The following is a 25,295-nucleotide window of genomic DNA, read 5'->3' on the forward strand; positions in this document are numbered from 1 at the left end:
CGGCATTAGAGATTTTGCTTGCGAGCACTTATACGGTATGGACCGGCTCTCTCCCCCATTACGACAGATTTCCAGGAAAGGGTGATCTCTCTTCGCACAATCAAGGCATCAACCGCTTCATGGACGGCCGGCATGTAGTCACGCCACTCAAGCGGGGCATTGTGATCATTTGCAAGGCTACGCGCAACTTCGCTCGGGCACGTCGTCCCATCAGGTCGACTGGCGACAAAACTCAAAATGGTCGATTCCGCATTCGCGCTCATGGCTCGTCCCCATTTAATTGAACTGTCTCGCGGGTCATTTGACAGTTACATTGTCTCAGCAAAGCATCAGGCAAGACCATCTCTGCGGAATACACCTCACAGCGGTGGTGGTGGACTGGACGGCTCCGTGTTGAGCTGGGGAGAGATCGACCTCCTTAAGGCAAAGCGATACGAAAACCTCTCACCCCCCTATGGCGACCTTCAGCGCTCCCCTTCAGTCCGATTAACCCGCAGCGGCTTGACAGTGTCTCTGCGGGTTAGTCCGATCAGATAAGACGTAAAGGGTCGGCAGGGTTAGCGCCCTGTCGGCCGCTCCAAAAAACTCCGCCTCACCGCACAAACCGCTCTGAGACCGCCAACATGGTGACGGCTTGACCGGCTCGGGCGAGGAGCTCGTCGAAGGCGGCCCGATCGGTGTCCACGCCGTCCTGGAACGCCGTCAGGGTGGGCCACCACAACTGGCGGGCGCCCAGGAACGGTGCGCCGTCGCCGTGCACCTCGGCGCTCGGCCGGTTCACCGCGTGACGCAGCGCGCCGATCCGCAGGCCGAGCTCGGCGTCATCAGCACCCGCCCAGCCGGGATTGCCATCGAGGTGCACGAACTGCAGGAGATGGATGCTGGTCGGCCGCTCCAGCACGTCCCATTGTCGATCAACGTCGGATACGGCACCCATTGGAGGCCGCGAGACGATTACATCCTCCTCGGTGATGAAGAAGATGACATTCGGCAGGTCTTGGAACAACGGCTCGTCGGGGCGGATGTTGTCGACGAACAAGGGCTCGTCGACCAGTGCGGCGGCGTCTTTCGGGGAGTCGAACGACGGCATGGCAACGCCGTCGTACTTGTCCTGACCCGGGCCGAGGCGGTCGGTGTCGAACTGGTGCCCTTGGACGTAGGTGAGCATGCCCGGGATCTGGCGTCCCATGGTGCTGTGCGGGTGACGCCAATGGTCGTGGAAGCGCTGGCGGTCGATATCGGGGCGGCGGGGGAGGAGGGCGAAGAATCGGATCACGGAAGGTTCTGACTGTGTTGTGTCGATTGACTTGGTTAAATTGTTTAGCTGGCTGACTTTTCCCGGCTGCGGATGATCTTGCTGTTTGGGATTGACCGAACGCCCTGACTTGATCGGCCCGTCACGTTACTTCACCGACGTTAGACGAAGCAGATCGGTCGAGCAGGCCGACGACGCCTGCCGCCCGCAGCCGGTAGTACGCGGGATGCGCCGGGCCGCGAATCCGGTGGGGGCGAAGCTGTGAATTATCAGCGGCATGACGATCCAGTTCGCTAGCTTCATCGAGCCGACGCGGATGGATCGGAACAGACCGTCGGTTGAAGTCATAGGGAGCCTCCCTCCTTGATTTGCGAGATAGGTATACTTCTGCTACTAAGTTGCAAGAACGCACTTACAGTCGCCTAGGTATCACCAAGGAAACCCCATGCCCGTCTGCCAGCACTTTGATGAGAACTGTCCCAGCCGCTCGCTGTTCGACAATATCGCCGACAAGTGGTCGATGATGGTGCTCAGCGTGCTGGACGCGGGACCTATGCGCTTCAATGGCATCAAGCGGCACCTGGGGGGCGTGACGCAGAAGGCACTGACACAATGCTTGCGGCGGCTGGAACGCAACGGCCTCATTTCCCGCCGGGTCATAGAGACCTCGCCAATTGGGGTTGAATACACCATCTCGCCGCTTGGCTGTTCGCTACTCGGCCCTTTTCAGGCACTCCATGCCTGGACCATGGCGCATCTGGATGCGGTGGAGCGGGCGCGCCAAGCGTTCGACGGCCGCGACGCCGCGTAACCGGATGCGCCGCCGATTTGACCTCAACAGCGACGTCGCGGCCTCCAAGGATTGCTGGACTTTGCTGGTCGGAGGCGAACAGGAATTGGGCTGGTCATAGGAGACAGCTTTTAAGGTTTGTCGAGCGTGACTTGCTCAAGAATACCTTTGACTTAGTTGGTGTTAGAAGTCCGCAACAACCTGAGAATTGCGCCAGCAGCGGACATGGCCTAGCGCTCGGTGCGACCGCTCATGATACCGTTCTCTTTCTCCAGTTCCAAATGCATTATATATGTGCCGCGAAAAACCACTGGCTATTTTAGGCCATAGAGTACAAGTCAGCCGAGCACCGCGTTCTGGTTGATCAGCGTCTCCCGAAGCAACCGCCTTATGCGATCAGGCAAGCTGGCTCGGCGTTTCCAAACGCTACAGGCATGCATTGGCAGGAGCGCTCCATTGCGAAACGCAATTACGATTATTGGCCCTGGTCTCGGTGGCCTGACGCTTGCCCGTACTCCATCTCCACGGCACCCCCGCCACCATCTATGAAGCAGTGCTATCCGCGATAACAAGAGGACAAGGCGGGCTGCTCGATATCCATGAGCATAACGGCCAGATCGCTCTGAAAGCTGCGGAGCTCTGTGACACCTTCATTGATCTTGTCCCGCCTGGTGAAGATGCAAAACGCGTGGTCGACAAGGAAGGTCGTATTCTGTTCGACAGTCCCGGCAACCCTATCGGCAATCGCCCGGAAATTGACCGGAAAGACCTGAGAGCCCTGCTTATTGGCTCGATTCCTCCAAAGGCGATAGGGTGGTGTCACAAAGTCACGTCAATATCCTCACGCCTTTCGCGGGCGAAGGCGCAAACCTTGCCATGTAAGATCGTGCAGAGCTTGCAAAAACTATCGTCTCCACATCCGGCGGTGTGGAAACACAACTTCCAGCGTATGAGAACGACCTCCCACCAAGGATTAGTGAATCTGCCGATCAGTCCGCGCGAAACTTGAGACTGTTTTTTGTGGATGACGCATCCTCATAGCGTTGTCGCCTTATTCAGCAGACATAACCGGAAATAATACGCAGTCGTCCACTTCGCGGAGGTGAGCGTTCAATCCGTCCTGGCGCGACGAAACCCGACGTCTAAATTTGTGACGACTTGCTTGCTTGGCGCCAACAGAGGTCATTGCAAGACGGTCAACGACGATTACCCGTCTTGTCATAGCGTAGCGTGGCTGCCTCGACCTTCTCGCCGTTAGCCGCTGCCCACGCGCACAATGCCTCAAACGGCTGCCGCAGAGAATGGCCCAGTGGAGTGATCGCATATTCGACGCCAATCGGCTGCGTCGCGAGTACGGTTCTCGTCACAAGGCCGTTCCGCTCAAGCCTCTTCAATGCGTCGGCCAGAGCCTTATGAGTGATACCGTCGAGACGCCGCTTGATTTCGTTGAAACGCGCGGGTCGTGGACAGATGACTGTCAGTATCAGGATTGTCCACTTGTCAGCGATCTTATCGAGCACCGGGCGAACCAGGGGCATGTCGCAAAGCGCGCGATGAGAGAGGGCTTCCAAGTCGGTATACTCGTCCATATCTAGGCTATTCCAGGTGCGTAATTGATATCAGATATCCATCGTATTTCATTCCCAGACTACTCAGTGAAAGGGATTTTCGATGGATCGCATGAGTAACAAGGTTGTATTGGTCGTTGGCGGCGCGAAAGGTATTGGCCTCGCGATTGCCGAGCGGCTGTCTGCAGAAGGCGCAAATGTCTTCGTCACCAGCCGTCGAGGTGAAGAGGCCGACAAGGCGGCCGAAGGCATCGGCCATGGCGCGGTCGGCATTACCGCCGACGCAAGCTCGCCGGAAGACATGGTCGCCGTTGTCGAACAAGTGCGCAAAGCATACGGTCGTATCGACGCGCTTGTTTTGAATGCAGGTATTTCCGAACCTTCGCAGATCACCGAGATTACACCGGAGCACTTCGACCGCCATTTCGACGTCAACGTTCGCGGAATGGTATTCGGCCTCCAGGCAGCTCTTCCAGCAATGCCAGAAGGCAGCGCGGTTGTCCTCGTCGGGTCCATTGCCGGGAACGCGGGTTACGCGGCTTACGGAAGCTACTGCGCAACCAAAGCGGCCGTTCGATCCTACGCCAGAACCTGGACGGCAGAACTTGCACCCAGGGGCATTCGGGTCAACGTCGTTGCACCCGGCCCAACAGATACGGATATGATGGCTGCAGTCGGCGAAGACACGCGCGCAGCAATTGTTGCGCCAATCCCGATGGGACGAATGGCGCGGCCTTCAGAAGTGGCTGCGGCAGCCTTGTTCTTGTTGAGCGATGACGCGAGCTACATCGCCGGTGCTGAACTATGCGTCGACGGCGGCTTGCGGCAGGTCTAAGAAGCCGCTGAAACGATGTACCCGTCCCAAATTGGTCGGGTACATCCTTGGTCCCTGCTGGGCTTTGGCGTCTTCCGTCGAATCCGGCATCGCGACGTATTCGTCGAGCACACCCGGACAGAAGCCACACAAGGTCTGATAGGCAGGCGTGTGGGCAGTACCGGTGCGCAGGCCGTCGATCAAGTCCGGTGTTTCCGCCGAGATGACGTTGGATCCCAATTCAAACCGTGCAGCACCCTCTTCGAGACCGACGACTTCTTCGGCAGGGTCCGAGCACGGCGTGAATCGGAGATTGTGAGGCGTCCGCGTCCTGTCTCGACAACCATCCTGTAACGGTAATCAGTGCGACTGCGTTCCCGTTTATCAAGACCACTTCGGACCAGGTCTCGGCACCTCAACGTCGTTCAGTTTCAAGTGCCTGCCGATTGCGTCTATTTCCCGGCGTTTCATGGTCACATCTCCACTCGTTCCGGAATGCGATCCCGAGAGTGTATCGGCCGCTTCACCCGTCTGTCGCGGCATTCCGAGCAATCGCCGTCAGGCTGACAGAGCACGAAGGGCTCGTGGTTCTTCTCAGCCTTAGTATGGCTCTCCTGGCGCTCACCGTCGAAGGAGCGCTCGAACCGCGCCGGGTTTGCCGGAGGCTCCAACTTCAGAGAAAGTGGAGCCATCATGACCAAGACAAAGAACGAGTTTTCACCTGAAGTCCGTGCGGTTGCCATCCGTATGGTGCTGGACCGCCAGCCGAGCATTCATCACGCTGAGCTGCCGTTTTATCTATAGCGGCCAAGATCGGCTGCTCGCCAGCCACGCTGCACGAGTGGGCGGGCGAGCCGACGGCGAATGCTCGCTTTGTCCTCGATGCATTCAAGCGGGCTCTTCGAGCTCGGCATGCCGCTCATGGAGGCGGCCTCGTGCATCACTCGGACAGGGGCGTTAAATACACCATGCAGTTGGCAGAAGCTGGCATCAAGCTTTCTATCGAAAGCGTCGACGACAGTTACGACAACGCCCTCACCGAAACGATCAACGGTCTCTACAAGCCGAGGTCATCCATCGGGGCGGGCCTTGGGGGAACTTCGAAGCGGTCGAATTCGTGATCAGTTGGAAAACACGGTTTCAGGCGGCTACACCGTTCAATCTTGCAGCTTGGATCAGAACCGCTTGTATCGTTGATGGCCTGCTGTCTCCGTCGGTCAAGCATCTGCGATCTGCAACCGAAGTGTTGCAAGCGCTCGTTCGGCCTCAACGATATCCTTCAGTAGAAGCCTCTTGTGACGGTGGTCGAGACCGCCGCCTGCCAACACAGCGTCCACAAGCTCAAGGATATCGGCCGCCTCGACCACGACCTTTGTCGCTCCCCTTTGTACCGCTTCGTTGGCAAGGCGATGGTCGACCGGGGGCATTATACGCTCCGCTGCCACAAAGACGCTTCCGTCCAGAAGATAAGACGCCAGTCTCGGGTCCGGTAACACTCTGATCAGAGCCTGGATCTCGTCGGCGGAAAAAGGGCTGCGAGCAATCAGTCGCGAGTGAAGCGAGGCGTAGCTCATCCCCAAGGCGGCCGCCGCTTCCTCAACCGACATCTGCTTCTCCACCACGAGAAGCGTGTAGACGATGTGGGCAAAGTCTTCGCCGCGGTTCATGAGGTCCCTCCTGAGTTTTGGATCGTCACACAGAGACCCTGATGCTGCAAGGCCGTCAAAACGGCGCCCGCGTTTTGATCGCCGGAGCCGGTTTGAGATTCTATCTGCGGCAAGGCTGGCGTGACCCCGTCGGCTGGGATGGTCCTGTGAAGTACCGTGCCGATCACATCATCATGGAATGACAATGCTTTTCTGGATCATCATGTCCGTCACAGTCTTTGTGACAACCGTAGCGGCCATTGTCCTCGGCATATCACTTGCCGAAACAGGAAGACTTCACTTCGGTGCCTCCGTAGTTCTCTGGGCCGTCATCGGAGTTTTCATCCCCATGTGGCTGATCATCCGTCACGGACGAAAATGACGTCATGGCACCACCGGTCGCTCTTCTCCACCAGTCAATCAACCAGGGGCGGGAGCAATGCTCTTGGCGTCGAGAGTGATCACCGCTGCAACGGTAAACGCCGTGATGGTGGCAAACAGGAATGCGCCGACGAAAATAGCGATCGCTTTTAGCGCGCTGACGCCGAGGTCGTGCCTGAACCAGCGGACCTGCGCCTGCGCGTACCAGATGGTGGCAACCGCAACTGCGACGCCGCCGGCGAGATTTCCCTGCTCCTGAGGCATGCTGAAAAAATCGAAGCCCAGCACGAGAAGGAAGGCAAAGGGTGCCGCGACATAGCACTGGCTGAAGAAGGGCGGGCGGAGCGAATTGCGGGTGATCCTGACCCTCTTCGATCGTAGCAGAGTCACCGCCATGCAGAGCGGAAAGATGCCAAAGATCACTCCCCTTGCGATCAGAAGATTGGAGCCCGAGCCGAGCTCGCGGGCAGCTTCCGTCGGATCGTAGACCGATGGCAGTGCTCCAGACAGCGCCTGTGAAAGAAGCAGCGTAATGAGCAGGAACAGGGGCGGACTAAGCGTGTCCTGATACTGTTCTTCCGGCTCGTCGGCGAGTTCGATGTCTGCGTAGCGCATCATGCTGAGTGGCCTGACGACGGCACGCCACATTGTGACGGGATAAAAGACCAGCCACGACACGAGCTCGTAGAGGAGCTCTTCGAGCGACTTCAGCAGTTTCATGAAGTCCACGTGCCAGTCCTTCCCGTTGATGCTTGCGTGTGGTTGCACCCTCTTACCAGTGTCGGCACCAGACGTCACTGTGCTGTGCCCTGTCTTTGCGCGCGGGCAGTGCAGCTGCCACGGTGAAGGATTTGGCCGAACAGGCTTCCCATGCCATTTCAGCTAATGTAGGTTTTTGAGATAGACACCGGGAGGTCGTCGCATGAACCCGAGCAACTTCGTCAAGGTGCCAAGCCGTGCAAGAGACTTTGCTCGTAGATCGAACGGGAGGAGCCAGTCGATGAAGATGATGAAAAGCCTGATATTCGGGGTCGCCATGATGGCAGCCGTGCCCTCCGTCGCCGACGAGATGCGGCGCGAGACGGTTCGTTTTGCTACGGGATCCTCGAGCTCAACCATCAAATCGTCGGTCAAAGGCTACCAGACGGTTCAGTACGCGCTGTCGGTTACGGCCGGCCAGAAGATGAGCGTCCAGCTCGATTCCCGCAATACAAGCCTCTACTTCAATGTGACCGCTCCGGGCGCCGATGCGGCTCTCTACAACAGTTCGATCGATGGAAACGGCACCAGCATCACGATCCCGTCCAGCGGCAAGTACCTCATCGACGTCTATCTGATGCGCAATGCCGCAAGGCGCAATGAGACCGCGAGTTACGATCTCACGCTCTACGTCGAGTAGTCATCCGAACCGCGTGCGACACGGTCGTCCGGAAATGTCGAGGTTCGAAGGGTGATTTCAACCGATCGCGATTTCCCGTTCTACAACGGCAAGCCCGTCGAAATTGATGGACCGGGCTGGCTCCTTGTCATTGTATCGTTGGCGAGCGCTCTGCTTGTGCTCACCCTCGTTCCCCTTCGCACCTTCCCCTACAATCTCATTCCGGCGCTGCTGTTCGTCGCAGTCCCCGTGTTGGCGCTTCGCAAGGTAGCCGGGCCACACTGGAACTGCCTGTTCCGTCCTGTCGGATTTCGATCCGTGGGGCTGATGGTGCTGTTCGGGGTTGCTACGCTGGTGGGATCCATGGCGATGGGCTTGGTCCTGCAACAGTTTTTCGAACTTTACTCCAATCCCGTCGCGGATGCGATCGCCGCGATGTCGGCAACCCAGGTGAGCGCCACGCTTCTCGTGACCGGCATCCAGTTGGTAGGGGAAGAGCTTTTCGGAATACTGCCTTTCCTCGCTGTATTGTGGCTGTGCGTGCAGCGTTTGCACCTGTCACGAAGGTTGGGGATCGTTATCGCCGTTGTCATTTCGTCTCTGCTCTTCGGCGCGGCGCATCTGCCGACCTATGACTGGCACTTTGCACAGTCTCTCATCGGCATCGGTTTTGCCCGCCTGATACTCACGCTCGCCTATATCGTCACGAGAAATCTCTGGGTCTCCGCGGGCGCCCATATCATCAACGACTGGACTGGATTTGTCTTCGTTTTGGAGTTCGGCCATGTGCCCATCAATGCAGTGGAGTGAACCCCGAAGGCCGGTCGCCATCGAAAAATCCAACTCATGGCCTTCGCGCCGCAACGTTCGAACGAAAGGACTTAGAATGCGTCTCGTAGCGAAATCTCTCATGGGAATGATCCTGCTGTCGGCCCTCCCCGCGTCTGCAAACGACGTTCATCAGACAAAGTGCAAGGGCAGCAGCGGAGCATGCATCCAGGAGGCCCAGCGCGTCTGCGGTGGCGAATACCACGTTCTCTTCAGTGAGAGCCACGCAGGAGGGCTCCTCGGCGACAGCGTTCCAGGACCGGTGACCTGGTACTCCATGAGCTACGAATGTCCGAACTCCCGTGGAGACAAGCCGGACTTCCCGTTCCGCGGCAACGCGTATTCACCGCCGCCGCAACGCGATATCGAAACGAAGTCGCGGCAGAGGGTCTCCATCGGAAGCATGGGTAAATTCTGCCAGGGAGAGGCATCAGCCACGTTCGGTCGGAGGCCTCAGGAAATCCTTACTCTCCCGGTGGAGCGCACGGGGGGCGGGTTCACTGTCTACGGCCAGTTCCCACCCGAGGGATCGCGGGTCACCACGTTCGAGTGCCGCTTCGATTCGTCCGGTGCATTCAGACGCGTTGTTCGCGATTAACGGTGTGAAGCTGCATTTAACGAACCCATTTTAATTGCGCGCTCGACTTGACTGATCGCCTGAGCTCGCAACTAAGAAACTAAAGTTTTGAGCGGGTGACCTGAGACCCCAAACTTCCGCCAGATTTTGGTAGAGTCCGTCACAACGAGGAGACGGACGAATGAAGCGTTCACGGTTCACGGAAGAACAGATCATCGGGATATTGAAGGAGCAGGAGGCGGGTGCGAAGACAGTTGACGTCTGCCGCAAGCACGGCATCTCGGACGCAACCTTCTACAAATACAAGGCGAAGTATGGCGGCATGGACGTGTCCGATGCCCGCAAGCTGAAGGCGCTCGAGGACGAGAACGCCAAGCTGAAGAAGCTCTTGGCCGAGGCCATGCTGGACAATGCGATCCTGAAGGATGTCGCGTCAAAAAAATGGTGACGCCCGATGTGAAGCGGGATGTGGTGGCTCATGTCTGTGCGCAGCATGGGGTGAGCCAGCGTCGGGCGTGCGAGGTTCTGTCGTTAGATCGGTCGAGCATGCGATACCGCAGCGTGCGGCCTGACGATGCGACTATTCGGGAGGCAATGACGAAAGTGGCGTCGGAGCGCCGACGCTTCGGTTATCGCCGCATCCACGTGATGCTCGACCGTCAGGGGATCGTCATGAACCTGAAGAAGCTTCGACGTCTCTATCGGGAGGAGAAGCTGACGGTGCGCAAGCGCGGCGGCCGAAAGCGGGCCTTGGGGACAAGACGCCCCCTGGCTCTGCCGTCACGCCCCAACGAGCGCTGGAGTTTGGACTTCATCAGCGATGCCTTCACCGACGGTCGCCGCTTCCGGGTGCTGGCGGTTGTCGACGACTTCACCCGCGAATGCCTGTGCCTGGTCGCCGACACATCTCTGTCGGGCGCTCGGCTTGCCCGCGAGTTGGACACCCTTATCGTCAGACGGGGAAGCCGAAGACGATTGTCTCGGACAACGGCACGGAGATGACCAGCATGGCCATCCTCAAATGGTGCCAGGAGACAAAGGTCGAATGGCACTACATCGCCCCCGGCAAGCCGATGCAAAACGGCTTCGTCGAAAGCTTCAACGGCAGCTTCCGTGACGAGTGCCTCAACGAGACCCTGTTCTCGTCACTCACCCAGGCCCGCGCCGCCATCACCGCATGGAAGGAGGATTACAACAGGAACAGACCCCACTCGTCGCTGGGCAACATCACACCCAGAGAGTTCGCAATGAAAATGGCTATGGAAAAACAGGCAGCATGAGGCCAAATTGAAAACCCAAGACTCTCTCGAAAACTGGAGGGGAGTTGGGTCTCAGGTCAAGTGCAAAACCGATCGGATACTGCGTCACCCGTCTTTGGCAGACCCGTATCGGTCGTTAGTGCGCTTCGGTTAGGCCACAAACGCAAAACACCCGCAGCTTATGGCTACGGGTGTTTTTCGATAATGATGATTTGGTTGCGGGGGCCTGATGGCACCGAGGCTTGTAATTTCGGCCGCCGTGATGGTTTGGACCAATGATCCGGTAAGGCTCTGACGACTTCACCGTCAAGGCGCGCGGTACCCGAGCGCCATCGTCGTTTCCCTCATCACCAGATGGGTCTGCAGCACGTAGCGCGCATCACGTATCCCGTTGGACTGGAGCATTTCGATGAGCAGCGACACAGCGACCCGGCCGGCCTCGACCGAGCGGTTCGAGACCGAGGTGAGCGCCGGATAGGTCACCGCACCCAGGACGTCGTCACAGCCAATCAGGCTGAAATCTCTCGGAACGGAGACCTTCTTTTCGGCAAGCCCAGCCAGCACGCCTTGCGCCGTGAGATCATCGAAGGCAACAGCTGCTGTGGCGCCTGTTGCAAGGATGGCGCTCACGGCATTGCGGCCGGAGGTGTAGCTTGCAAGCACGGCCGGCACCGTCTCGATGTCCACCTTGAGTCCGGACGCCGCACTGCGGATTGCGGTCCGGCGTTGCTTGTTTGACCATGAATTTGCTGGGCCACTCACATAGACGATCTTGCGGTGACCAAGCTCGGCCAGATGTTCGACGGCCTGCCGCACACCCGAGCTGCTGTCGATCAGCACGCGCGGGATTCCGTCCACATCGCGGTTGATCAGAACCAGTGGCAGTTGCGAAGCATGGGCCCGGATGCGCTCATCGGAAAGACGCGATGAGACCAGCACGATGCCCTCGACCTGGCCGGCAAAACGCCCCACCAGCTTGTCCTCCTGCTTCGGATTCTCCTCCGTATTACCGAGAAAGATGCAGAAGTCCGAACGGTCGGCCTCCAGCTGGCCGGCCTGGATCAGCGGCGGAAAGAATGGGTTGGCGATGTCGGGAACGATCAGACCGATATTGCCGTGCCGGCCGGTGCTGAGTGCACGCGCCGTGTGGTTCGGCACATAGCCCAGTGTCTCGGCGACCTTCATAATCCGGTCAACGGTTTCAGGCGACAGCATGTCGGGCCTGGTGAAAGCGCGCGAGACGCTGGAACGCGCCACTCCGGCTGCATCCGCAACCTGGCTGATGGTGACGCCCTTCGCCCGCTTGATCATGGTCTCTGGATACTTTCCGCTCTTGAAGCCGATTACCACGAAGTTCGCGGCCTCATCAATCGACGAGCCGGACACTGCCAGTCATCCACTTGACATGCAACCGGTTGCATGAAAGTCTTCGATAAACAAGAACAGGGGAACGGCAAGGATGCGGCCGAGCGAATAGCGCCGCACGGCCAGTTCCGTATGGGCAGAACCTGCCGTGGAATGGAGACCGCATGAGCCTTACCACCCCGCTTCGTCCTTTGCCGAAAACGCGGCGAACCTTCGACCAGCTGGCGGTCGAAAGCTTTGCAACGCGGGCGCAGATGGGCGCGGCCGCAGCGGCTGATATTGCGGCAGCCCTTGCAGAGCGCCTCGCATCGCAGCCGACAGTCCGCATGGTCTTTGCGGCAGCCCCCAGCCAAGGCGACATGCTGGCGGCTCTTGCCACTGTTCCCGGACTTGACTGGAATCGGGTGACGGCCTTCCATATGGACGAATATATCGGCCTCGATCCGGCCTCACCGGCGCGGTTCGCCAACTGGCTCGATGCGCACGTCTTCAACCGGCTGCCCTTTGCCGCCGTCCACCGCATTACGCCGGAACCGAATGCGGAAGCGGAAGTCGCCCGTTACGCTACGCTGATGAACGAGGCACCGATCGACATCGTCTGCCTCGGCATCGGCGTCAACGGCCATATTGCCTTCAACGATCCGCCGGTCGCCGATTTCGAAGATCCGCTCGACGTCAAAGTTGTCGTACTGGATGATATCTGCCGCCAGCAGCAGGTGGATGACGACTGTTTCCCGGATTTCGCATCGGTCCCGCATCAGGCCGTGACGCTGACCGTGCCGCGCCTGCTGCGCGCCGAACGTCTGTTTTGCGTCGTGCCCGGCTCGATCAAGCGCGAAGCGGTGGCAAAGACGCTTTATGGTCCGATCGCCACGGAATGCCCGGCCAGCATCCTGCGCAACCACCCGGCCTGCACGCTTTATATCGACAAGGACTCCGACCCCGATGCCTGATCGCCCGGCCACTGACATGACGACAATCGACGCAGATGTGCTTTGTGAAGGCTATCTCGCATCCACCCACGCCCTTATGCGCAAGGTCATGGACGAGGAAAAAGTGCCACTGGACGAGGCTGCGTCTAAGCTCGCCGATCAGATTGCCGCCGACCGGCTGATCCATATCTACGGGCCGGGCGGTCATTCCAATCTCGCTGCACAGGAAGTCTTTTTCCGCGCTGGCGGGCTGATGCATGTCAGCGCCATTCTCGACGAGGGCACGCTGCTCTCGAATGGCGCCCTGCGCTCCATGGCGATCGAACGCACGCCGGGTTACGGCAAGGTGGTGATCGCCAACCAGCGCCTCAGAGATACAGACCTACTGATCCTCGTGAATGCCTATGGCATCAATGCTGCGTTGATTGATGCGGCACTCGAAGCCAGGAAGCGTGGCGCCTTCCTGATTGGCATAAGTTCACGGCAGCATGCGGCCGATACATCGCCGGGCCATCCGGCACGCCATCCAACGAAACAGAACCTGCACGACGTTGTCGACATTGCCATCGATTGCAAGGTTCCGATCGGCGATGCCGTCGTCTCAGTGCCAGGAATGGGAGAAAACATCGCTGCGATCTCGACCTTCGCCAACGCCTTCACGCTCAACTGCCTCGTCATCCGCACCGTCGCGAAACTTGTCCAACGGGGCATTGAACCGCCCGTCTGGCGCAGCGGCAACGCGCCTGGTGGCGACGAGGCGAACGGCCGTTTCATCGACAACTTTCAAGGACGGGTGAAGGCACTCTGATGGCGATCGTCGACGGTATCGATCCCCGCACCGGCAAGGGCATCTTGGTCGAGATCGCCGATGGGACGATTTCCGCCATACGCCCGGCGGAAAAGACCGCCACCGCTTACCTGTCCGCAGGCCTTGTCGATCTGCAGGTCAACGGTTTCCATGGTCTCGATCTCAATGCCGGCGCGGTCACTTCGAGCCTCCTGCTGTCGCTCTGCAAGGAACTGCTAAGCGTCGGCGTGACCACCTGGTTGCCCACTTTAATCACCGCCTCCGAAGCATCCATCACCCAGGCACTGGAAGCGATAGCGGCAAGCCGCGCCGGCCATCAGCTGATCGCGGATATGGTTCCTGGCGTGCATGTCGAAGGCCCGTCGATTTCCGACAGGGACGGTCCGCGCGGCGCCCATCCGCTGGCACATGTCCGGCCACCATCGATCGCAGAATTCGACCGCTGGCAGAGGGTATCAGGCGGCCTTGTGTCGATGGTCACGCTGGCACCCGAGCACGACGGCACCCTGGACTACATCCGGGCCTTGACCGCACGCGGCGTGATCGTCGCTCTTGGCCACACTGCGGCGACCCCCGAGCAGATTCACGCGGCTGCTGAGGCGGGCGCCACACTCTCAACTCATCTCGGCAACGGAGCTGCCGCAACCCTGCCACGTCACCCGAATTTTATCTGGGCGCAGCTTGCCGACGACAGGCTCACGGCAAGCTTTATCGCCGACGGCTGGCATCTGCCGGCCGATACATTTAAAGCGATGCTGCGCGCCAAGGGAATGGATCGGGCAATCCTCGTTTCCGACATGGTGGCACTCGCCGGCATGCCGCCCGGACTTTACCGGCAGCCGGTTGGTGGTGATGTCGAGGTCTCGCCGGAAGGCCGTATCGGCGTTGCCGGGACGCCCTATCTTGCCGGCGCAAGCCTGCCGCTGTCCGCGAATGTGGCCATGGCTGCCGAAATGGCCGGTATTCCGCTTGCCGATGCACTTCTGCTTGCAACGGCAAACCCCGGCCGTCTCGTCAGGGGGCGTGGTCGCCTGGAAGTCGGAGCGCGTGCCGATCTCATCCGTTTCGGATGGCCCCAAGGCAATCGCAACATCAATGTGCGCGAGACATGGGTGCATGGCGAAAAGGTCTTCGGCAGATGATAGAAGCCGGGGCGGCCATCATCGATATCACGCCGACATGCGGGCTTCCGATGTCCGGCTTTGCCGCCCGCAACCAGCCGGCCGAAGGCGCCCATGACGCATTGACGGCACGCGCCGTGGTAATCGGCGATACGGCAGTCGTGGTAGCGGATGTCATCGGCATCGACGCGGCGATAAGCGCACGGATCCGCGAACGTTGCGTGCTGGAGTGCGACAACATCGTCGTTGCTGCGCTCCACACGCATGGCGGTCCAGCTTCCATGACCGGCAGCCTGGGTGTTGCCACCGATACCGCCTATCTCGAGCGTCTCGAAGATGCATGCATCGCCGCCATCGACGCGGCTGCGGCAGCGCGACGACCGGCGACCATCACCTTTGGGCTGGGTAACGACCCGGGGATTGCTCGCAACAGGCGCCGTCCGGGCGGACCCGTGGACGCGTCCCTGACCCTCCTTCGCATTTGCGGCACCGACGGCGCCATGATCGCCCTGGTGACGGCCTATGCATGTCATCCGGTAGTGCTGGGCGCTGATAACCGTCTCTGGACCGCCGATTATCCGCATTTCGTCCGGCAGGCGTTGGAGGAGACGCATCCCGGCGCGGTGGCGCTGTTCATGACAGGCTGTGCAGGTGACGCCAATACCGGTCATTCCGCACATGCCTCGATCACGCTCTCGGCCAATCCCGAGCGCAGCTACGCAACGGCGGAACGGATCGGACTCAAGATCGCGGAGGCGGCGCTGTCTGCCCCGCAGACCCCGATGTCGCCACACGCCGTTGCACGCAACGACCATGTGGTGCTTGAGTTTCAGCGCCGGGAGACCGAAGCACCCGACGTGCTCGAGACAAGCTGGCGGCAAGAGGCGGTCACCGCAGACCCGGCGCGCAAAAGCCTGCTCGGCTCCTGGGCCGCCTGGGCACGAAGCGTCGCGCCGACTGTGCCCTCTCCGCTTTCCGCGCGGGTCACGGTGCTGGACTGGGGCGGACTGCTACTAGTTGCACTGCCCGGGGAAATCTTCGCCGAAACCGCGCTGTCGATCCGCACCGCAATCGGACCCGGCAAACCCGCCTTTGTCATAGGTTTTGCCGATGACAATCCGGGCTATATCCCGCCGGCTGGCGAGTTCGAATTCGGCGGCTACGAGGTGGATGAAGCACACCGGTATTACGGATTGCCGATGACCTTCGCGCCGGGATCGGCCGAAGCACTTGCCGCATGCGCAATCTCGCTCTCGCCTGGACGCTGAAGAGATCGATGCCGAGGTGAAGCCTAGTATTGGCTATCTGATGCTTGACACGCAACCGGTTGCATGACAGCTTTTTGGCAATAACATAAGGGAACTGGGAAATGAAAAACGCATATAGCAAGCTCAAGATTTCCACCCGCGCGCTCGCCATGAGCACGGCTCTCGCCGTAACATTTCTGTCCGGCATCACGGTCGCCTCTGCCGAGACCCTTACAGTCTGGAGCGGCTACCCCGAGATGGCGCCGTTTTACCAGCATGTCGCGGATGGCATGAAAGCCGCCCACCCCGACCTTGAGGTCAAGGTCGAGGCAATCGCGCTGCGTGAACATGAAAAACGCGTCGCGCTCGGCCTGACCGGCGGCGGCCAGGACGGCGTAACCGTCATCGAGCTTTCCGGATCGACTGCGACCCGCTACCTCGAAAACGATCTCCTGCCCGAAGCTCCGTCCGACATATCGACCTTCGTCAAGGATCCGAAGAACTTCGGCACGTTCTTTTCCGACATCGCAAGCAGCAACGGCAAGGTTTATGGCGTGCCTCTGTTCCGCGGCCAGGGTTCGCTTTTCTACAACACCGACATGTTCAAGGCTGCCGGCCTCACCACGCCGCCCAAGACCATGGAAGAATTCACAGAATACGCCAAGAAGCTGACCCAGCGGGATGCCTCCGGCAAGGCGACAGTGTCGGGCTGGAGCCTGCGCCTTTCGGGCGGTGGGCAGGGTATCGCGGAAAAGTTCTGGACCAACCTGCATCAGTTCGGCGGCGCGATCCTGGTGCCGGCCGGCGAGGGCAAATGGAAGACCGACTTCGCCAACGAGGCCGGCCGAAAGGCGCTGAAGCAGTATCTCGATCTCGTCTTTACGCAGAAGTCCGTAACGCCGGAAATGCCAGCCGATGCCGACGCCTTCGAGCGCGGCCAGACTGCCATGTTCATCCGCGAATCCTGGGTGATCGGCGACATCGCCAAGAAGGCTCCTGGCCTCAAATATGCAACAGCACCGCTACCGACAGGCTCGATCGCGTTGCCGACAAACCTCTATGTCGCCGGTGAAGACGGCAAGGTCGGCTGGGAATTCGCCAAGGCCGCCAACTCGCCAGAAAACCTCGTCTGGCTGCTGCAGAATGTCGGCTGGCTGCCGAACCGGGCTGGCATCGACTACACATCGGTGACAGCGAAACAGCCGGCCTTCACGGCTTTCGTCGATTATCCGACGAGCTACAAGTTCTTCACCCTGCCGTCGATCGGTCCGATCGAGGAAGTTCTCACCCGCGTCGCGGCCCAGCTTGTCGTCGCATTCGCCGACGCGTCCATGGCCACTGATGACGCCAAGATCGATGCCTTCCTGAAGAAAACCAGCGACGAGGTGAACACCATCCTCGATCGCGAGGGACTGCTGACAAAATAGCGCGGTCGCGTCTGAGGCTCGCCTGATCGCCTGTGATCGGCCGAACCATTATGAAAATCAAAGTCCGGCCTCCAGAGCGGCCGGACTCGCCCCGCTCCGAACTCATACGATCTACGGGCCGAACGCATGCTGAAGCGCAAGAGATTCTTCTTTGCGATCCTCGCGATCCTACCGACACTGGCGATCTTCGCCTATGTGCGGCTTTATCCGATCGCGGACACTTTGAGGCTGAGCCTCTTCCAGTGGAACATCCTTTCAAAGAACAAGCCCTTCATCGGACTCGCGAATTTCCGCGAACTGATGGGCGACCACCTGTTTCTCGACGCGCTCGTCAACACCACGATCATCGCTTTCGGCGTGCTGGTCCTGACGATTCCCATGGCGATGATTATCGCAGCAATGCTCTTTCACCGGACGCGTTCGAGAATGGCGGGTTTCTACGAGACCGCAGTTTTCATCCCGCATGTCGTTTCGCTCGTGCCGGCGGCGATGGCCTGGAAATGGATATTCGACGCCCGGCTCGGGCCACTGAACGCGCTCCTCGATTTCATCGGTATTCCGATGCAGAACTGGCTTTTCGATCCGGTGCTGTCGGTCATCTGCATCATCGTCCTGTGCTCCTGGCAGGCGCTCGGTTATGCCGTGCTGATCTATCTCGTCGGCTTCAAGAACCTGCCGGTTTCGCTGTATGAGGCGGCCAAGCTCGACGGTGCCTCCGGTCCGCAGAGTTTCTGGCACCTCTCGATCCCGATGCTGAAGCCGATCACACTCTACGTCTCGGTCGTTACGCTCGTCTCCGGCTTCAATGTCTACGCGCAGGCTTTCGTGCTGGCGTCGGATGCGCAGGGCGCGCCGGGCCGGCAGGTCCGCGTGCTCGTCCTCGACATGCTGGAAAACAGTTTTCGCAATTACCGCGTCGGGTATGCCGCGTCGGAGGCAGTCGTACTTCTGGTCATCGTGCTGGGACTGACGCTGATCCAGTTTTCCATGCTGCGGGAAAGGGGCAAGTCATGACCTTCCAGACCATGCGCCACACCGAGCAGACTGCTGAGGAACTGGCCGAAGGCGGACGCCTGCGCCGAAAAAAGAAGCTGACCAATCTGGCGATCGACATCTTTCTCCTGAGCGTTTCGGTTCTGATGCTGCTGCCGCTCGTCTTTCTTGTCGCGAACGCCTTCAAGACGCCGGCAGAAATGCTCGCTTGGCCACCAACCATTGTTCCGGGCGACCCGACGCTCGACAACTTCAAGGCGGTTCTTTCGGAAACGCCACTGCTTCGCTGGATCGGCAACAGCATCGCATTCGCGGTCATGTCGACCATCGCCATCGTCGCCACGTCAGCGATTGCCGGTTACGTTTTCGGGAAATTCCGCTTCGCCACGATGAACGTGCTCTTTGCATTGTTTCTCGCGACGGCGATCGTGCCGTTCGAAGTCTACATGATCCCGCTCTATTTCCAGGCCAAAAGCCTCGGCATCCTGAATTCTGTCTGGGGTCTCCTGCTCGGTTATCTGGTGATGAGCTTCGGCATCTTCCTGATCCGGCAGAACGTCATTCATTCCATTCCCGATGAGTTGCTGGAAGCCGCACGCATTGACGGCGCCGGAGAGTTCTGGATCTTCTTTCGCATCGTTCTGCCGCTCCTGCGCGGCGCTCTCGGAGCGCTTGCGGTGCTCGCGTTCTTCCAGGCATGGACCGCCTTCGCGTGGCCGATGATCGTCACCACAACCCGATCAAGCTATACGATCGAGGTCGGGCTGGCCCTGTTCCAGACCGGCTTCACCGTCGATCTTGGCCGGCTGAGCGCTGCGTCCGCGACCGTCCTCATTCCGTCGATCCTGCTGTTCGTCATCCTGCGCCGCAATTTCGTGCAGGGCGTCGCCAGCACCGGTCTGAAGGAATGACGGGGATGGAGTTTTTCGAAGAGGCCCGCAGGACCTATGCCGCAGCCAACGCCGGCACGCTCTACTGGATGCTACAACGACCGGCGCTTGGCAACGGTTTCCTGAATACCAAGCAGAACAGCCTGACATTGCAGGACTACGGTTTGGACGATGGCGCTCGAGGGCCGGCTTACACCTATGGCTGGATCCAGGGACGCGGTCTCGAAGCCCTCGTCACTCACGCAGATTTCTTCACTCGGGAACTGCCGCCTCTAGCCGGGAAACTCGATACTGCCGGCCGACATCTCTATGAGGCGATTGCCAGCATGCATAAGCAGAGCGGTCATGCCTATTTCTGCTACGACCAGAGTATGAATGCGGTCTATGCCGATGCATCCGGCGTAGTTCACGCCCAGGAAAAACCTGAGCTGATATACTCCTATTCGGATGCCTTCGTTGCCAAGGGCCTGGTGGCAGCCGCAAGCCGCTACGCCCTGCCTGATCTGGGCGATCACCTTGCCTATTTCGATCGGGTCGTTGCCTCCATCGAGGCCCAGCACTTCCAGATCGACGAGCGCCGGCCGCTCTCCACTGACAGCATCGCCAACCAGCCGGACGATTTTGGTCCGCGCATGATCCTGCTGGGCGCCGCCGGCATGCTGAAGCGCCTCGGCCACGCTGCGCATCTTGGCTATGCAGACCGCTTTATCGCCCACATCCTCGACCAGCACTTTAACGCCCAATCCGGACTGCTGCGCAATGTGCCGGGCGGAGATGCGTGCAATCCCGGTCACGGTATCGAGTTCGTCGGCTTCGCCATGGACCATCTCGGCGATGACGCCGATCCGGGATTGGTCGCCAGTCTCGAACGTATTCTCCTGTCGTCCTTCGAGAAGGGTTTCGTCGGACCGGGCATTGCACTCACCGTATCCGTTGAGACCGGCGAGCCGCAGAGCTCCTATTGTCCCTGGTGGTCGCTGCCGGAGGCGATCCGATCCGCTGCACTTGTCCACCGACGCACAGGCAGCGCCCAGAGCCTGGCCCTCTGGAAGACTGCGCACGCGGCTTTCTTCAGGCATTACTGGCGTGGCACGCCGCCAATCGCCTACCAGACGATGACCATGGACGGCCCGGTGGATTTCGTGCCCGCCACACCGGATCTCGATCCGGCCTACCACACCGGACTGAGCCTGCTCGCAGCCATTCGCGTTGCTGACCAGTTCACGCCCGCTACACTCGTATAGTCAGGATAGATCATGGCTTCCGTTGAAATCCAAAACGTCCGCAAGGCCTATGGAGATTTCGAAATCATCAAGGGCGTCTCGGTGGAAGTGCCGGACGGCGCCTTCGTCGTGTTGGTCGGTCCCTCAGGATGCGGCAAGTCCACGCTGTTGCGGATGATCGCCGGCCTCGAGGAGATCACCAGCGGCACGATGCGCATCGATGGCCAAATCATCAACGATGTCGAGCCCAAGAGCCGTGACATCGCCATGGTCTTCCAGAATTATGCCCTTTACCCGCACATGACGATTGCAGAGAACATGGGTTTCTCGCTCCGGCTCGCCAAGAAATCCAAGGATGAGATTGCCCAGCGGGTCGTGGATGCAGCGCGCATTCTCGGACTTTCCGACTATCTCGAACGCTATCCGAAACAGCTGTCGGGCGGCCAACGCCAGCGCGTCGCCATGGGCCGCGCCATCGTGCGCGATCCAAAGGTCTTCCTGTTCGACGAACCGCTTTCCAACCTTGATGCCAAGCTGCGCGTGCAGATGCGCGCCGAATTGAAGGACATCCACGCCCGGCTGAAAACCACGACGGTCTACGTCACCCACGACCAGATCGAGGCAATGACGATGGCCGATCGGATCGTTGTGATGAAGGACGGCCTGGTCGAACAGGTCGGCGCCCCGCTCGATCTCTACGACAGGCCGGCCAACATGTTTGTCGCGAGCTTCATCGGCTCGCCCTCTATGAATTTTCTGAACGTGCGCGTTGGCGACGACCGCCGCTGTGTAGTCACCGAGCACGGCATCCAACTGCCACTGGCAGCCGAGGTGACGGCCTCACCCGAGACGGTGGTGACTTACGGGATCCGGCCCGAGCATCTGTTCGTCACGGCGGCAGACGACGGCATTCCGATGACCGTGACCAATGTCGAACCAACCGGAGCCGAGACCTTCGTTCAGGGGACGGTCGACGGACAGAAGATATCGGCCCAGCTGCGCGAGCGTGTCATCATCAAGGTCGGCGACGTGCTTCATCTCAGCTTCAACCCGAGCAATGGCCACCTCTTTGATACCGATACCGGTATTCGCATCGGCTGAGCACCGATGATTGGGACAGAAGTGGCTACAAATGAAGCCGGACGATCGTCGCAGCACATCTTTCATCAATCCACGCATACGGGGTTGAGCATACCCTGATGATACTCGCCAAGGGCACAGCGAAATGAAACAGACATGGCGTTGGTTCGGGCCGGACGATACAGTGACGCTCCCCCACGTACGACAGGCAGGCGCGAGCGGCGTCGTGACGGCGCTGCATCATCTGAACGACGGCCGAGCGTGGCCCGAGGATGAGATCCTCAAGCGCAAGGCGATGATCGAGGATGCCGGCCTGACATGGTCCGTGGTCGAAAGCATAATCGTGCACGAGGACGTCAAGACACGGACGGGGCGCTACCGCGACCTCATCGAAAACTACAAGACGTCGATCCGCGCCGTCGGCAAGGCCGGCCTCGGCACCGTCTGCTACAATTTCATAGCAATCACGGACTGGACACGCACCGATCTCGACTACCGGATGCCGCATGGCGGTACAGCCCTGCGCTTCGACATCGTCGAATTCTGCGCCTACGACGTCTTCATCCTGAAGCGGCCAGGCGCCGAGACCGACCATCCGGCCGACCGCATCGCCAAAGCCGGCGCGCGGCTTGCTGCCATGAGCAAGAGCGATCTCGCAAGGCTGGAGCGCAACCTGATCGAATGGGTGCCGGCTCGCGAATTCGTCTACGACCGCCAGAGCCTCAACCGCATGCTGGATGTCTATGGCGAGCTTTCGACCGAGGGATTTCGTGCCAATCTTGTCGAGTTTTTGGCGGAGATCGTTCCGGTCGCCGAAGAGGCCGGCGTGAAGATGGCAATCCATCCAGATGACCCGCCCTTCCCTCTTTTCGGCCTGCCGCGCGTGGTCTGCAAGGCCTCGGATGTGCGAGCCCTCCTTCGAGCCGTGCCCTCGCCGTCCAACGGGATCACGCTCTGCACCGGATCCTACGGCGCCAATCCGGAAAACGACCTGGTATCGATGGCGCGGGAATTCGCGGCAGACATCCATTTCGCGCATCTGCGCAACGTCACGAAGCAAGGCGACGGATCCTTCCACGAGACCGAGCACCTGGAAGGTGATACTGACATGATCCGCGTGGTCGACGCGCTGATGGCAGAAGAGCGCCGCCGCCTTGCTGAGGGTCGACAGGATCACGAGATCCCGATGAGGCCGGACCACGGACACGCGATCGTCGACGACGTTGGCAAGAGCGTGAACCCTGGCTACTCCTGCATCGGCCGGTTGAAGGGTCTCGCCGAACTGCGCGGCGTGATGCGCACCATCGACGCACTCGGGGGCCTATCATGAAGAAACCGGGCGTCGCGATCATCGGTCTTGGCATGGCGGCGGGACACCACGCCCGCAGCCTGATCGACCTTGCCGATCAGGTCGACATGATCGCCGCCTACAGTCCGACGGAGGCGCGCCGCCTTGCCTTTGCCGCGCAGTACGGCTTGCCGGTGACCGATACAGTTTCCGATATCTATCATGACGAGCGGGTCAACGCGGTGCTGATCCTGACGCCACCGAATACCCATCTCGAACTGGTCGAACAAGCGGCAAAGGCCGGCAAGCACATCCTTCTCGAAAAACCGCTCGATGTCTCGTTGGAGCGTGCCCGAGCGATCGTTTCGGTTGCCCGCGACGCCGGCGTCCTGCTGTCCGTCGTTCTGCAGAACCGGTTCCGATCATCGTTTAGGACGGCGCAGGACCTTCTGCGGTCAGGCCAGCTGGGAACGATCCTTGAAGCGACAGCGAGCGTCCGCAACTGGCGGCCGCAGAGCTATTACGACGAGCCAGGTCGCGGCACGCTTGCGCGCGACGGTGGCGGTGTTCTGTTGACCCAGGCGATCCACACGATCGATCTGTTGCTGGCCCTCGCTGGCAAGCCCTTGGACGTCACCGCTTCCGTCCGGACCTCCCCAATCCACCGGATGGAAAAGGAAGACCTGGTGAATGCGACGTTTCATTTCGAAAATGGCGCCATGGGGACGCTGAACGCGACGACCTGCGCTTATCCCGGCTACCCCGACCGCATCGAGCTGATCTGCACGAATGGGACGGCGATCCTCACCGGAGACAGTCTCGACGCCACGCTGCAGGGCGGCCGTAGGATCACGGCCGGTCAAAACCTCGCGTCGGGAAGCGGAAGCGACCCGATGGCATTCGGCCATGAGTTGCATCGCCTGCTTATCGAAGAATTCGTGAAGGCGATCACCTCGGGGCTGCCCATCACCGTAGATGGAGAGGACGCCCTACGTGCTCAAGCCTTTATCAGTAGCATCATCGATGCCGGAAGGCGGCAACCCGAGACATAGATCCAGGCTATCGATGCACGCTTCTCCCCGCCTGTTCGCAAGAACGCGAAAAGCCCCGTACGGCGCGTTTTGCGTCCGCCCTAGTTCGATCACGGCCGCCGAAGCAATTCGTCGAGACGAAGTCGAGGCGGCGCGTGTCGGTCGTCTGAGGAAGTTCTGCCAGGAAGACGCAATTTCAATCGAAAAAGCCCTGATCCTCCGCCGAAAGATACGCTTTGGCACGCTCTTCGATGAAGGTGACGCCCATGCCGGGCCGGTCGGGCACCTCGACCATTCCGTCGATCACGATCGGCGTCGGCAGGCCTTGGACGATGTCGGACCACCAGGCGGGATCGGCCGTCGTATACTCGAAGGCGATGAAATTGGCGGGCAGCGTCGCCGAAACCTGGATCAGTGCGGCAAGGCCCAGAAGCCCGTTTGCCGTGCCATGCGGCGCCATCATGATGCCGTGCAGATCCGCATATTCGGCAATCCATTTTAGTTCGGCGATGCCGCCCACATCGGCGGGATCGGGACCGACCACATGCACCGCATGGCTCTCGATCAGCTCCTTGAAATTCTGGCGCAGGTAGATCTGCTCGCCCGTATGGATCGGCGTGGTGGAGCCGCGGGTGAGCTCCCTGTAGACACCGGCGTTGACCCAGGGCGTGTAGTCGCCGGAAAGCAGGTCCTCCAGCCAGAGCAGGTTGAAGGGTTCGAGCATGCGACACAGCCGGATCGCATCCGGCAGCATCCATCCCGGCCCGCAATCCAGCGCAAGGCCGACCTTGTCACCGGCAACCTCCTTCATCGCCGCCACGCAATCTACGAAATGCCGCAGGCCCTTTTCGGTGATCGGCCCGCGGTCCAGCGCTCCATGGAACGGGCTCGCACTCGGCTCCCCGTAATAGAAATCCGGCACCTCCCGCTTCATCGCGGAATGAAAGCCGATCGGCTGCTTGATGATGGTAAAGCCCTCAGACAGCGCCATCATCTTGGCAATGTCGTCCGCATAGTCCTGCGGCTCATGGCCGGTGAAGGGAAACCGCATCGAGCCGTTGTAGACGCGCACGCGGTCACGCACCTTGCCCCCCAGCAGCCGATGCACGGGCACACCCGCCGCCTTGCCGGCCAGATCCCAGAGCGCCATCTCGATGACGCTGACGGCACTCCCCCAGGGCTTGAAGCCGCCGCGCTGGCGGATCTTCAGCATGACACGCTCCACAAGCGTCGGATCTTCGCCGATCAGCGCATCGCGGAAGGCAAGGATATGCGGCTTCAGATAGGGTTTCCAGGTTTCCGCCTGGGAAAAGCCGGAAATCCCCTCGTCGGATAGAATCTGCACGACCGGGCTCTTGCCGATCACGGCGCATCTGACGTCAACGATCTTCATG

The 25,295-nt window shown here is 60.0% G+C and carries 27 protein-coding genes and 2 pseudogenes; 20 read left to right on the forward strand and 9 right to left on the reverse strand.

Going from position 1 to position 25,295, the window contains the following annotated elements; genetic code table 11:
* Positions 1-5 precede the first annotated feature (5 nt).
* From ACQY1K_RS19930 to ACQY1K_RS19940, 3 genes are all read right to left on the reverse strand, one after another.
* Positions 6-263: a DUF3253 domain-containing protein gene (locus tag ACQY1K_RS19930; RefSeq protein WP_430260469.1), complete on the reverse strand. Its 258-nt coding sequence runs from the start codon at positions 261-263 to the stop codon at positions 6-8.
* A 329-nt stretch (positions 264-592) separates the two neighbouring features.
* Entirely contained in the window at positions 593-1,276 is a 684-nt protein-coding gene (locus ACQY1K_RS19935; RefSeq protein ID WP_430260471.1) for an EthD family reductase, read from the reverse strand.
* Between the two features lie 126 nt (positions 1,277-1,402).
* Positions 1,403-1,603, reverse strand: a complete 201-nt coding sequence (locus ACQY1K_RS19940; protein ID WP_430260473.1) for a hypothetical protein — start codon at positions 1,601-1,603, stop codon at positions 1,403-1,405.
* A gap of 97 nt (positions 1,604-1,700) precedes the next feature.
* Between ACQY1K_RS19940 and ACQY1K_RS19945 the strand changes: the two genes are divergently transcribed.
* Positions 1,701-2,066, forward strand: a complete 366-nt coding sequence (locus ACQY1K_RS19945; RefSeq protein WP_430260475.1) for a winged helix-turn-helix transcriptional regulator — start codon at positions 1,701-1,703, stop codon at positions 2,064-2,066.
* A 484-nt stretch (positions 2,067-2,550) separates the two neighbouring features.
* Positions 2,551-3,054, forward strand: a complete 504-nt coding sequence (locus tag ACQY1K_RS19950; protein ID WP_430260477.1) for a hypothetical protein — start codon at positions 2,551-2,553, stop codon at positions 3,052-3,054.
* A 187-nt stretch (positions 3,055-3,241) separates the two neighbouring features.
* Here ACQY1K_RS19950 and ACQY1K_RS19955 read toward each other — a convergent pair whose 3' ends face one another.
* Positions 3,242-3,634, reverse strand: a complete 393-nt coding sequence (locus ACQY1K_RS19955) for a winged helix-turn-helix transcriptional regulator (RefSeq protein WP_430260479.1) — start codon at positions 3,632-3,634, stop codon at positions 3,242-3,244.
* A gap of 82 nt (positions 3,635-3,716) precedes the next feature.
* On the opposite strand from ACQY1K_RS19955, the gene ACQY1K_RS19960 reads away from it, so the two are divergent.
* Positions 3,717-4,448, forward strand: a complete 732-nt coding sequence (locus tag ACQY1K_RS19960; RefSeq protein WP_113111297.1) for an SDR family NAD(P)-dependent oxidoreductase — start codon at positions 3,717-3,719, stop codon at positions 4,446-4,448.
* Here ACQY1K_RS19960 and ACQY1K_RS19965 read toward each other — a convergent pair.
* On the reverse strand, positions 4,416-4,631 hold the full coding sequence (locus ACQY1K_RS19965; protein ID WP_430260481.1) for a hypothetical protein: 216 nt from the start codon (positions 4,629-4,631) through the stop codon (positions 4,416-4,418). The two genes, ACQY1K_RS19960 and ACQY1K_RS19965, sit on opposite strands and share 33 nt — an antisense overlap.
* 638 nt (positions 4,632-5,269) lie before the next feature.
* On the opposite strand from ACQY1K_RS19965, the pseudogene ACQY1K_RS19970 reads away from it, so the two are divergent.
* Positions 5,270-5,556, forward strand: a pseudogene (locus ACQY1K_RS19970) (IS3 family transposase); the annotation flags it as partial.
* A gap of 88 nt (positions 5,557-5,644) precedes the next feature.
* Here the strand turns inward: ACQY1K_RS19970 and ACQY1K_RS19975 are convergent.
* Positions 5,645-6,094: a phage regulatory CII family protein gene (locus tag ACQY1K_RS19975; protein ID WP_430260483.1), complete on the reverse strand. Its 450-nt coding sequence runs from the start codon at positions 6,092-6,094 to the stop codon at positions 5,645-5,647.
* A gap of 41 nt (positions 6,095-6,135) precedes the next feature.
* On the opposite strand from ACQY1K_RS19975, the gene ACQY1K_RS19980 reads away from it, so the two are divergent.
* On the forward strand, positions 6,136-6,276 hold the full coding sequence (locus ACQY1K_RS19980) for a hypothetical protein (RefSeq protein WP_430260485.1): 141 nt from the start codon (positions 6,136-6,138) through the stop codon (positions 6,274-6,276).
* Between the two features lie 217 nt (positions 6,277-6,493).
* Here ACQY1K_RS19980 and ACQY1K_RS19985 read toward each other — a convergent pair whose 3' ends face one another.
* Positions 6,494-7,183 (reverse strand): permease, encoded by a 690-nt coding sequence (locus ACQY1K_RS19985; protein WP_430260487.1) that lies wholly within the window; start codon positions 7,181-7,183, stop codon positions 6,494-6,496.
* 271 nt (positions 7,184-7,454) lie between these two features.
* Here ACQY1K_RS19985 and ACQY1K_RS19990 point away from each other — a divergent pair, with 271 nt between their 5' ends.
* The 4 genes and pseudogenes from ACQY1K_RS19990 to ACQY1K_RS20005 all read left to right on the forward strand — a co-directional run bounded on the left by ACQY1K_RS19990 (position 7,455) and on the right by ACQY1K_RS20005 (position 10,517).
* A complete protein-coding gene (locus tag ACQY1K_RS19990) occupies positions 7,455-7,853 on the forward strand; it encodes a hypothetical protein (RefSeq protein ID WP_430260489.1) in 399 nt (132 codons plus the stop codon).
* Between the two features lie 51 nt (positions 7,854-7,904).
* Positions 7,905-8,642, forward strand: a complete 738-nt coding sequence (locus ACQY1K_RS19995; RefSeq protein ID WP_430260491.1) for a CPBP family intramembrane glutamic endopeptidase — start codon at positions 7,905-7,907, stop codon at positions 8,640-8,642.
* Between the two features lie 76 nt (positions 8,643-8,718).
* Positions 8,719-9,258 carry a hypothetical protein gene (locus tag ACQY1K_RS20000; protein ID WP_430260493.1) on the forward strand — a complete coding sequence of 180 codons (540 nt, stop codon included), beginning with the start codon at positions 8,719-8,721 and terminating at the stop codon, positions 9,256-9,258.
* Positions 9,259-9,418: 160 nt separating this feature from the next.
* Positions 9,419-10,517, forward strand: a pseudogene (locus ACQY1K_RS20005) (IS3 family transposase).
* Positions 10,518-10,802: 285 nt separating this feature from the next.
* On the opposite strand, the gene ACQY1K_RS20010 reads toward ACQY1K_RS20005, so the two are convergent.
* Complete coding sequence (locus tag ACQY1K_RS20010; RefSeq protein ID WP_430260607.1) at positions 10,803-11,807, reverse strand: LacI family DNA-binding transcriptional regulator; 1,005 nt, start codon at positions 11,805-11,807, stop codon at positions 10,803-10,805.
* A 218-nt stretch (positions 11,808-12,025) separates the two neighbouring features.
* Between ACQY1K_RS20010 and ACQY1K_RS20015 the strand changes: the two genes are divergently transcribed.
* The 11 genes from ACQY1K_RS20015 (at position 12,026) to ACQY1K_RS20065 (ending at position 23,922) form a co-directional block, all read left to right on the forward strand.
* Positions 12,026-12,814 (forward strand): 6-phosphogluconolactonase, encoded by a 789-nt coding sequence (locus ACQY1K_RS20015; protein WP_430260495.1) that lies wholly within the window; start codon positions 12,026-12,028, stop codon positions 12,812-12,814.
* A gap of 16 nt (positions 12,815-12,830) precedes the next feature.
* Complete coding sequence (locus tag ACQY1K_RS20020; RefSeq protein ID WP_184656096.1) at positions 12,831-13,601, forward strand: sugar isomerase domain-containing protein; 771 nt, start codon at positions 12,831-12,833, stop codon at positions 13,599-13,601.
* Positions 13,601-14,743 (forward strand): N-acetylglucosamine-6-phosphate deacetylase, encoded by a 1,143-nt coding sequence (locus ACQY1K_RS20025; RefSeq protein WP_430260497.1) that lies wholly within the window; start codon positions 13,601-13,603, stop codon positions 14,741-14,743. Before ACQY1K_RS20020 ends, ACQY1K_RS20025 begins: the two co-directional genes overlap by 1 nt.
* Complete coding sequence (locus ACQY1K_RS20030) at positions 14,740-15,990, forward strand: neutral/alkaline non-lysosomal ceramidase N-terminal domain-containing protein (protein WP_430260499.1); 1,251 nt, start codon at positions 14,740-14,742, stop codon at positions 15,988-15,990. Before ACQY1K_RS20025 ends, ACQY1K_RS20030 begins: the two co-directional genes overlap by 4 nt.
* A gap of 101 nt (positions 15,991-16,091) precedes the next feature.
* Positions 16,092-17,396 (forward strand): ABC transporter substrate-binding protein, encoded by a 1,305-nt coding sequence (locus tag ACQY1K_RS20035; protein ID WP_430260501.1) that lies wholly within the window; start codon positions 16,092-16,094, stop codon positions 17,394-17,396.
* Between the two features lie 126 nt (positions 17,397-17,522).
* Complete coding sequence (locus ACQY1K_RS20040; RefSeq protein ID WP_184656092.1) at positions 17,523-18,410, forward strand: carbohydrate ABC transporter permease; 888 nt, start codon at positions 17,523-17,525, stop codon at positions 18,408-18,410.
* Positions 18,407-19,300 (forward strand): carbohydrate ABC transporter permease, encoded by an 894-nt coding sequence (locus ACQY1K_RS20045; protein WP_184656091.1) that lies wholly within the window; start codon positions 18,407-18,409, stop codon positions 19,298-19,300. The genes ACQY1K_RS20040 and ACQY1K_RS20045 overlap by 4 nt, the downstream gene beginning before the upstream one ends.
* Before the next feature lie 5 nt (positions 19,301-19,305).
* Positions 19,306-20,523, forward strand: a complete 1,218-nt coding sequence (locus ACQY1K_RS20050) for an AGE family epimerase/isomerase (RefSeq protein WP_430260503.1) — start codon at positions 19,306-19,308, stop codon at positions 20,521-20,523.
* Between the two features lie 12 nt (positions 20,524-20,535).
* A complete protein-coding gene (locus tag ACQY1K_RS20055) occupies positions 20,536-21,603 on the forward strand; it encodes an ABC transporter ATP-binding protein (protein WP_430260505.1) in 1,068 nt (355 codons plus the stop codon).
* Positions 21,604-21,727: 124 nt separating this feature from the next.
* Positions 21,728-22,912 carry a mannonate dehydratase gene (gene uxuA, locus ACQY1K_RS20060; protein WP_184656088.1) on the forward strand — a complete coding sequence of 395 codons (1,185 nt, stop codon included), beginning with the start codon at positions 21,728-21,730 and terminating at the stop codon, positions 22,910-22,912.
* Positions 22,909-23,922: a Gfo/Idh/MocA family protein gene (locus ACQY1K_RS20065; RefSeq protein WP_430260507.1), complete on the forward strand. Its 1,014-nt coding sequence runs from the start codon at positions 22,909-22,911 to the stop codon at positions 23,920-23,922. The genes uxuA and ACQY1K_RS20065 overlap by 4 nt, the downstream gene beginning before the upstream one ends.
* Before the next feature lie 175 nt (positions 23,923-24,097).
* Here the strand turns inward: ACQY1K_RS20065 and ACQY1K_RS20070 are convergent, their stop codons facing one another.
* On the reverse strand, positions 24,098-25,294 hold the full coding sequence (locus tag ACQY1K_RS20070) for a mandelate racemase/muconate lactonizing enzyme family protein (RefSeq protein WP_430260509.1): 1,197 nt from the start codon (positions 25,292-25,294) through the stop codon (positions 24,098-24,100).
* Between the last annotated feature and the right edge of the window lies 1 nt (position 25,295).

It is taken from the genome of Neorhizobium sp. IRS_2294, from assembly GCF_050500145.1.
Classification (GTDB): Bacteria; Pseudomonadota; Alphaproteobacteria; order Rhizobiales; family Rhizobiaceae; genus Neorhizobium; species Neorhizobium soli.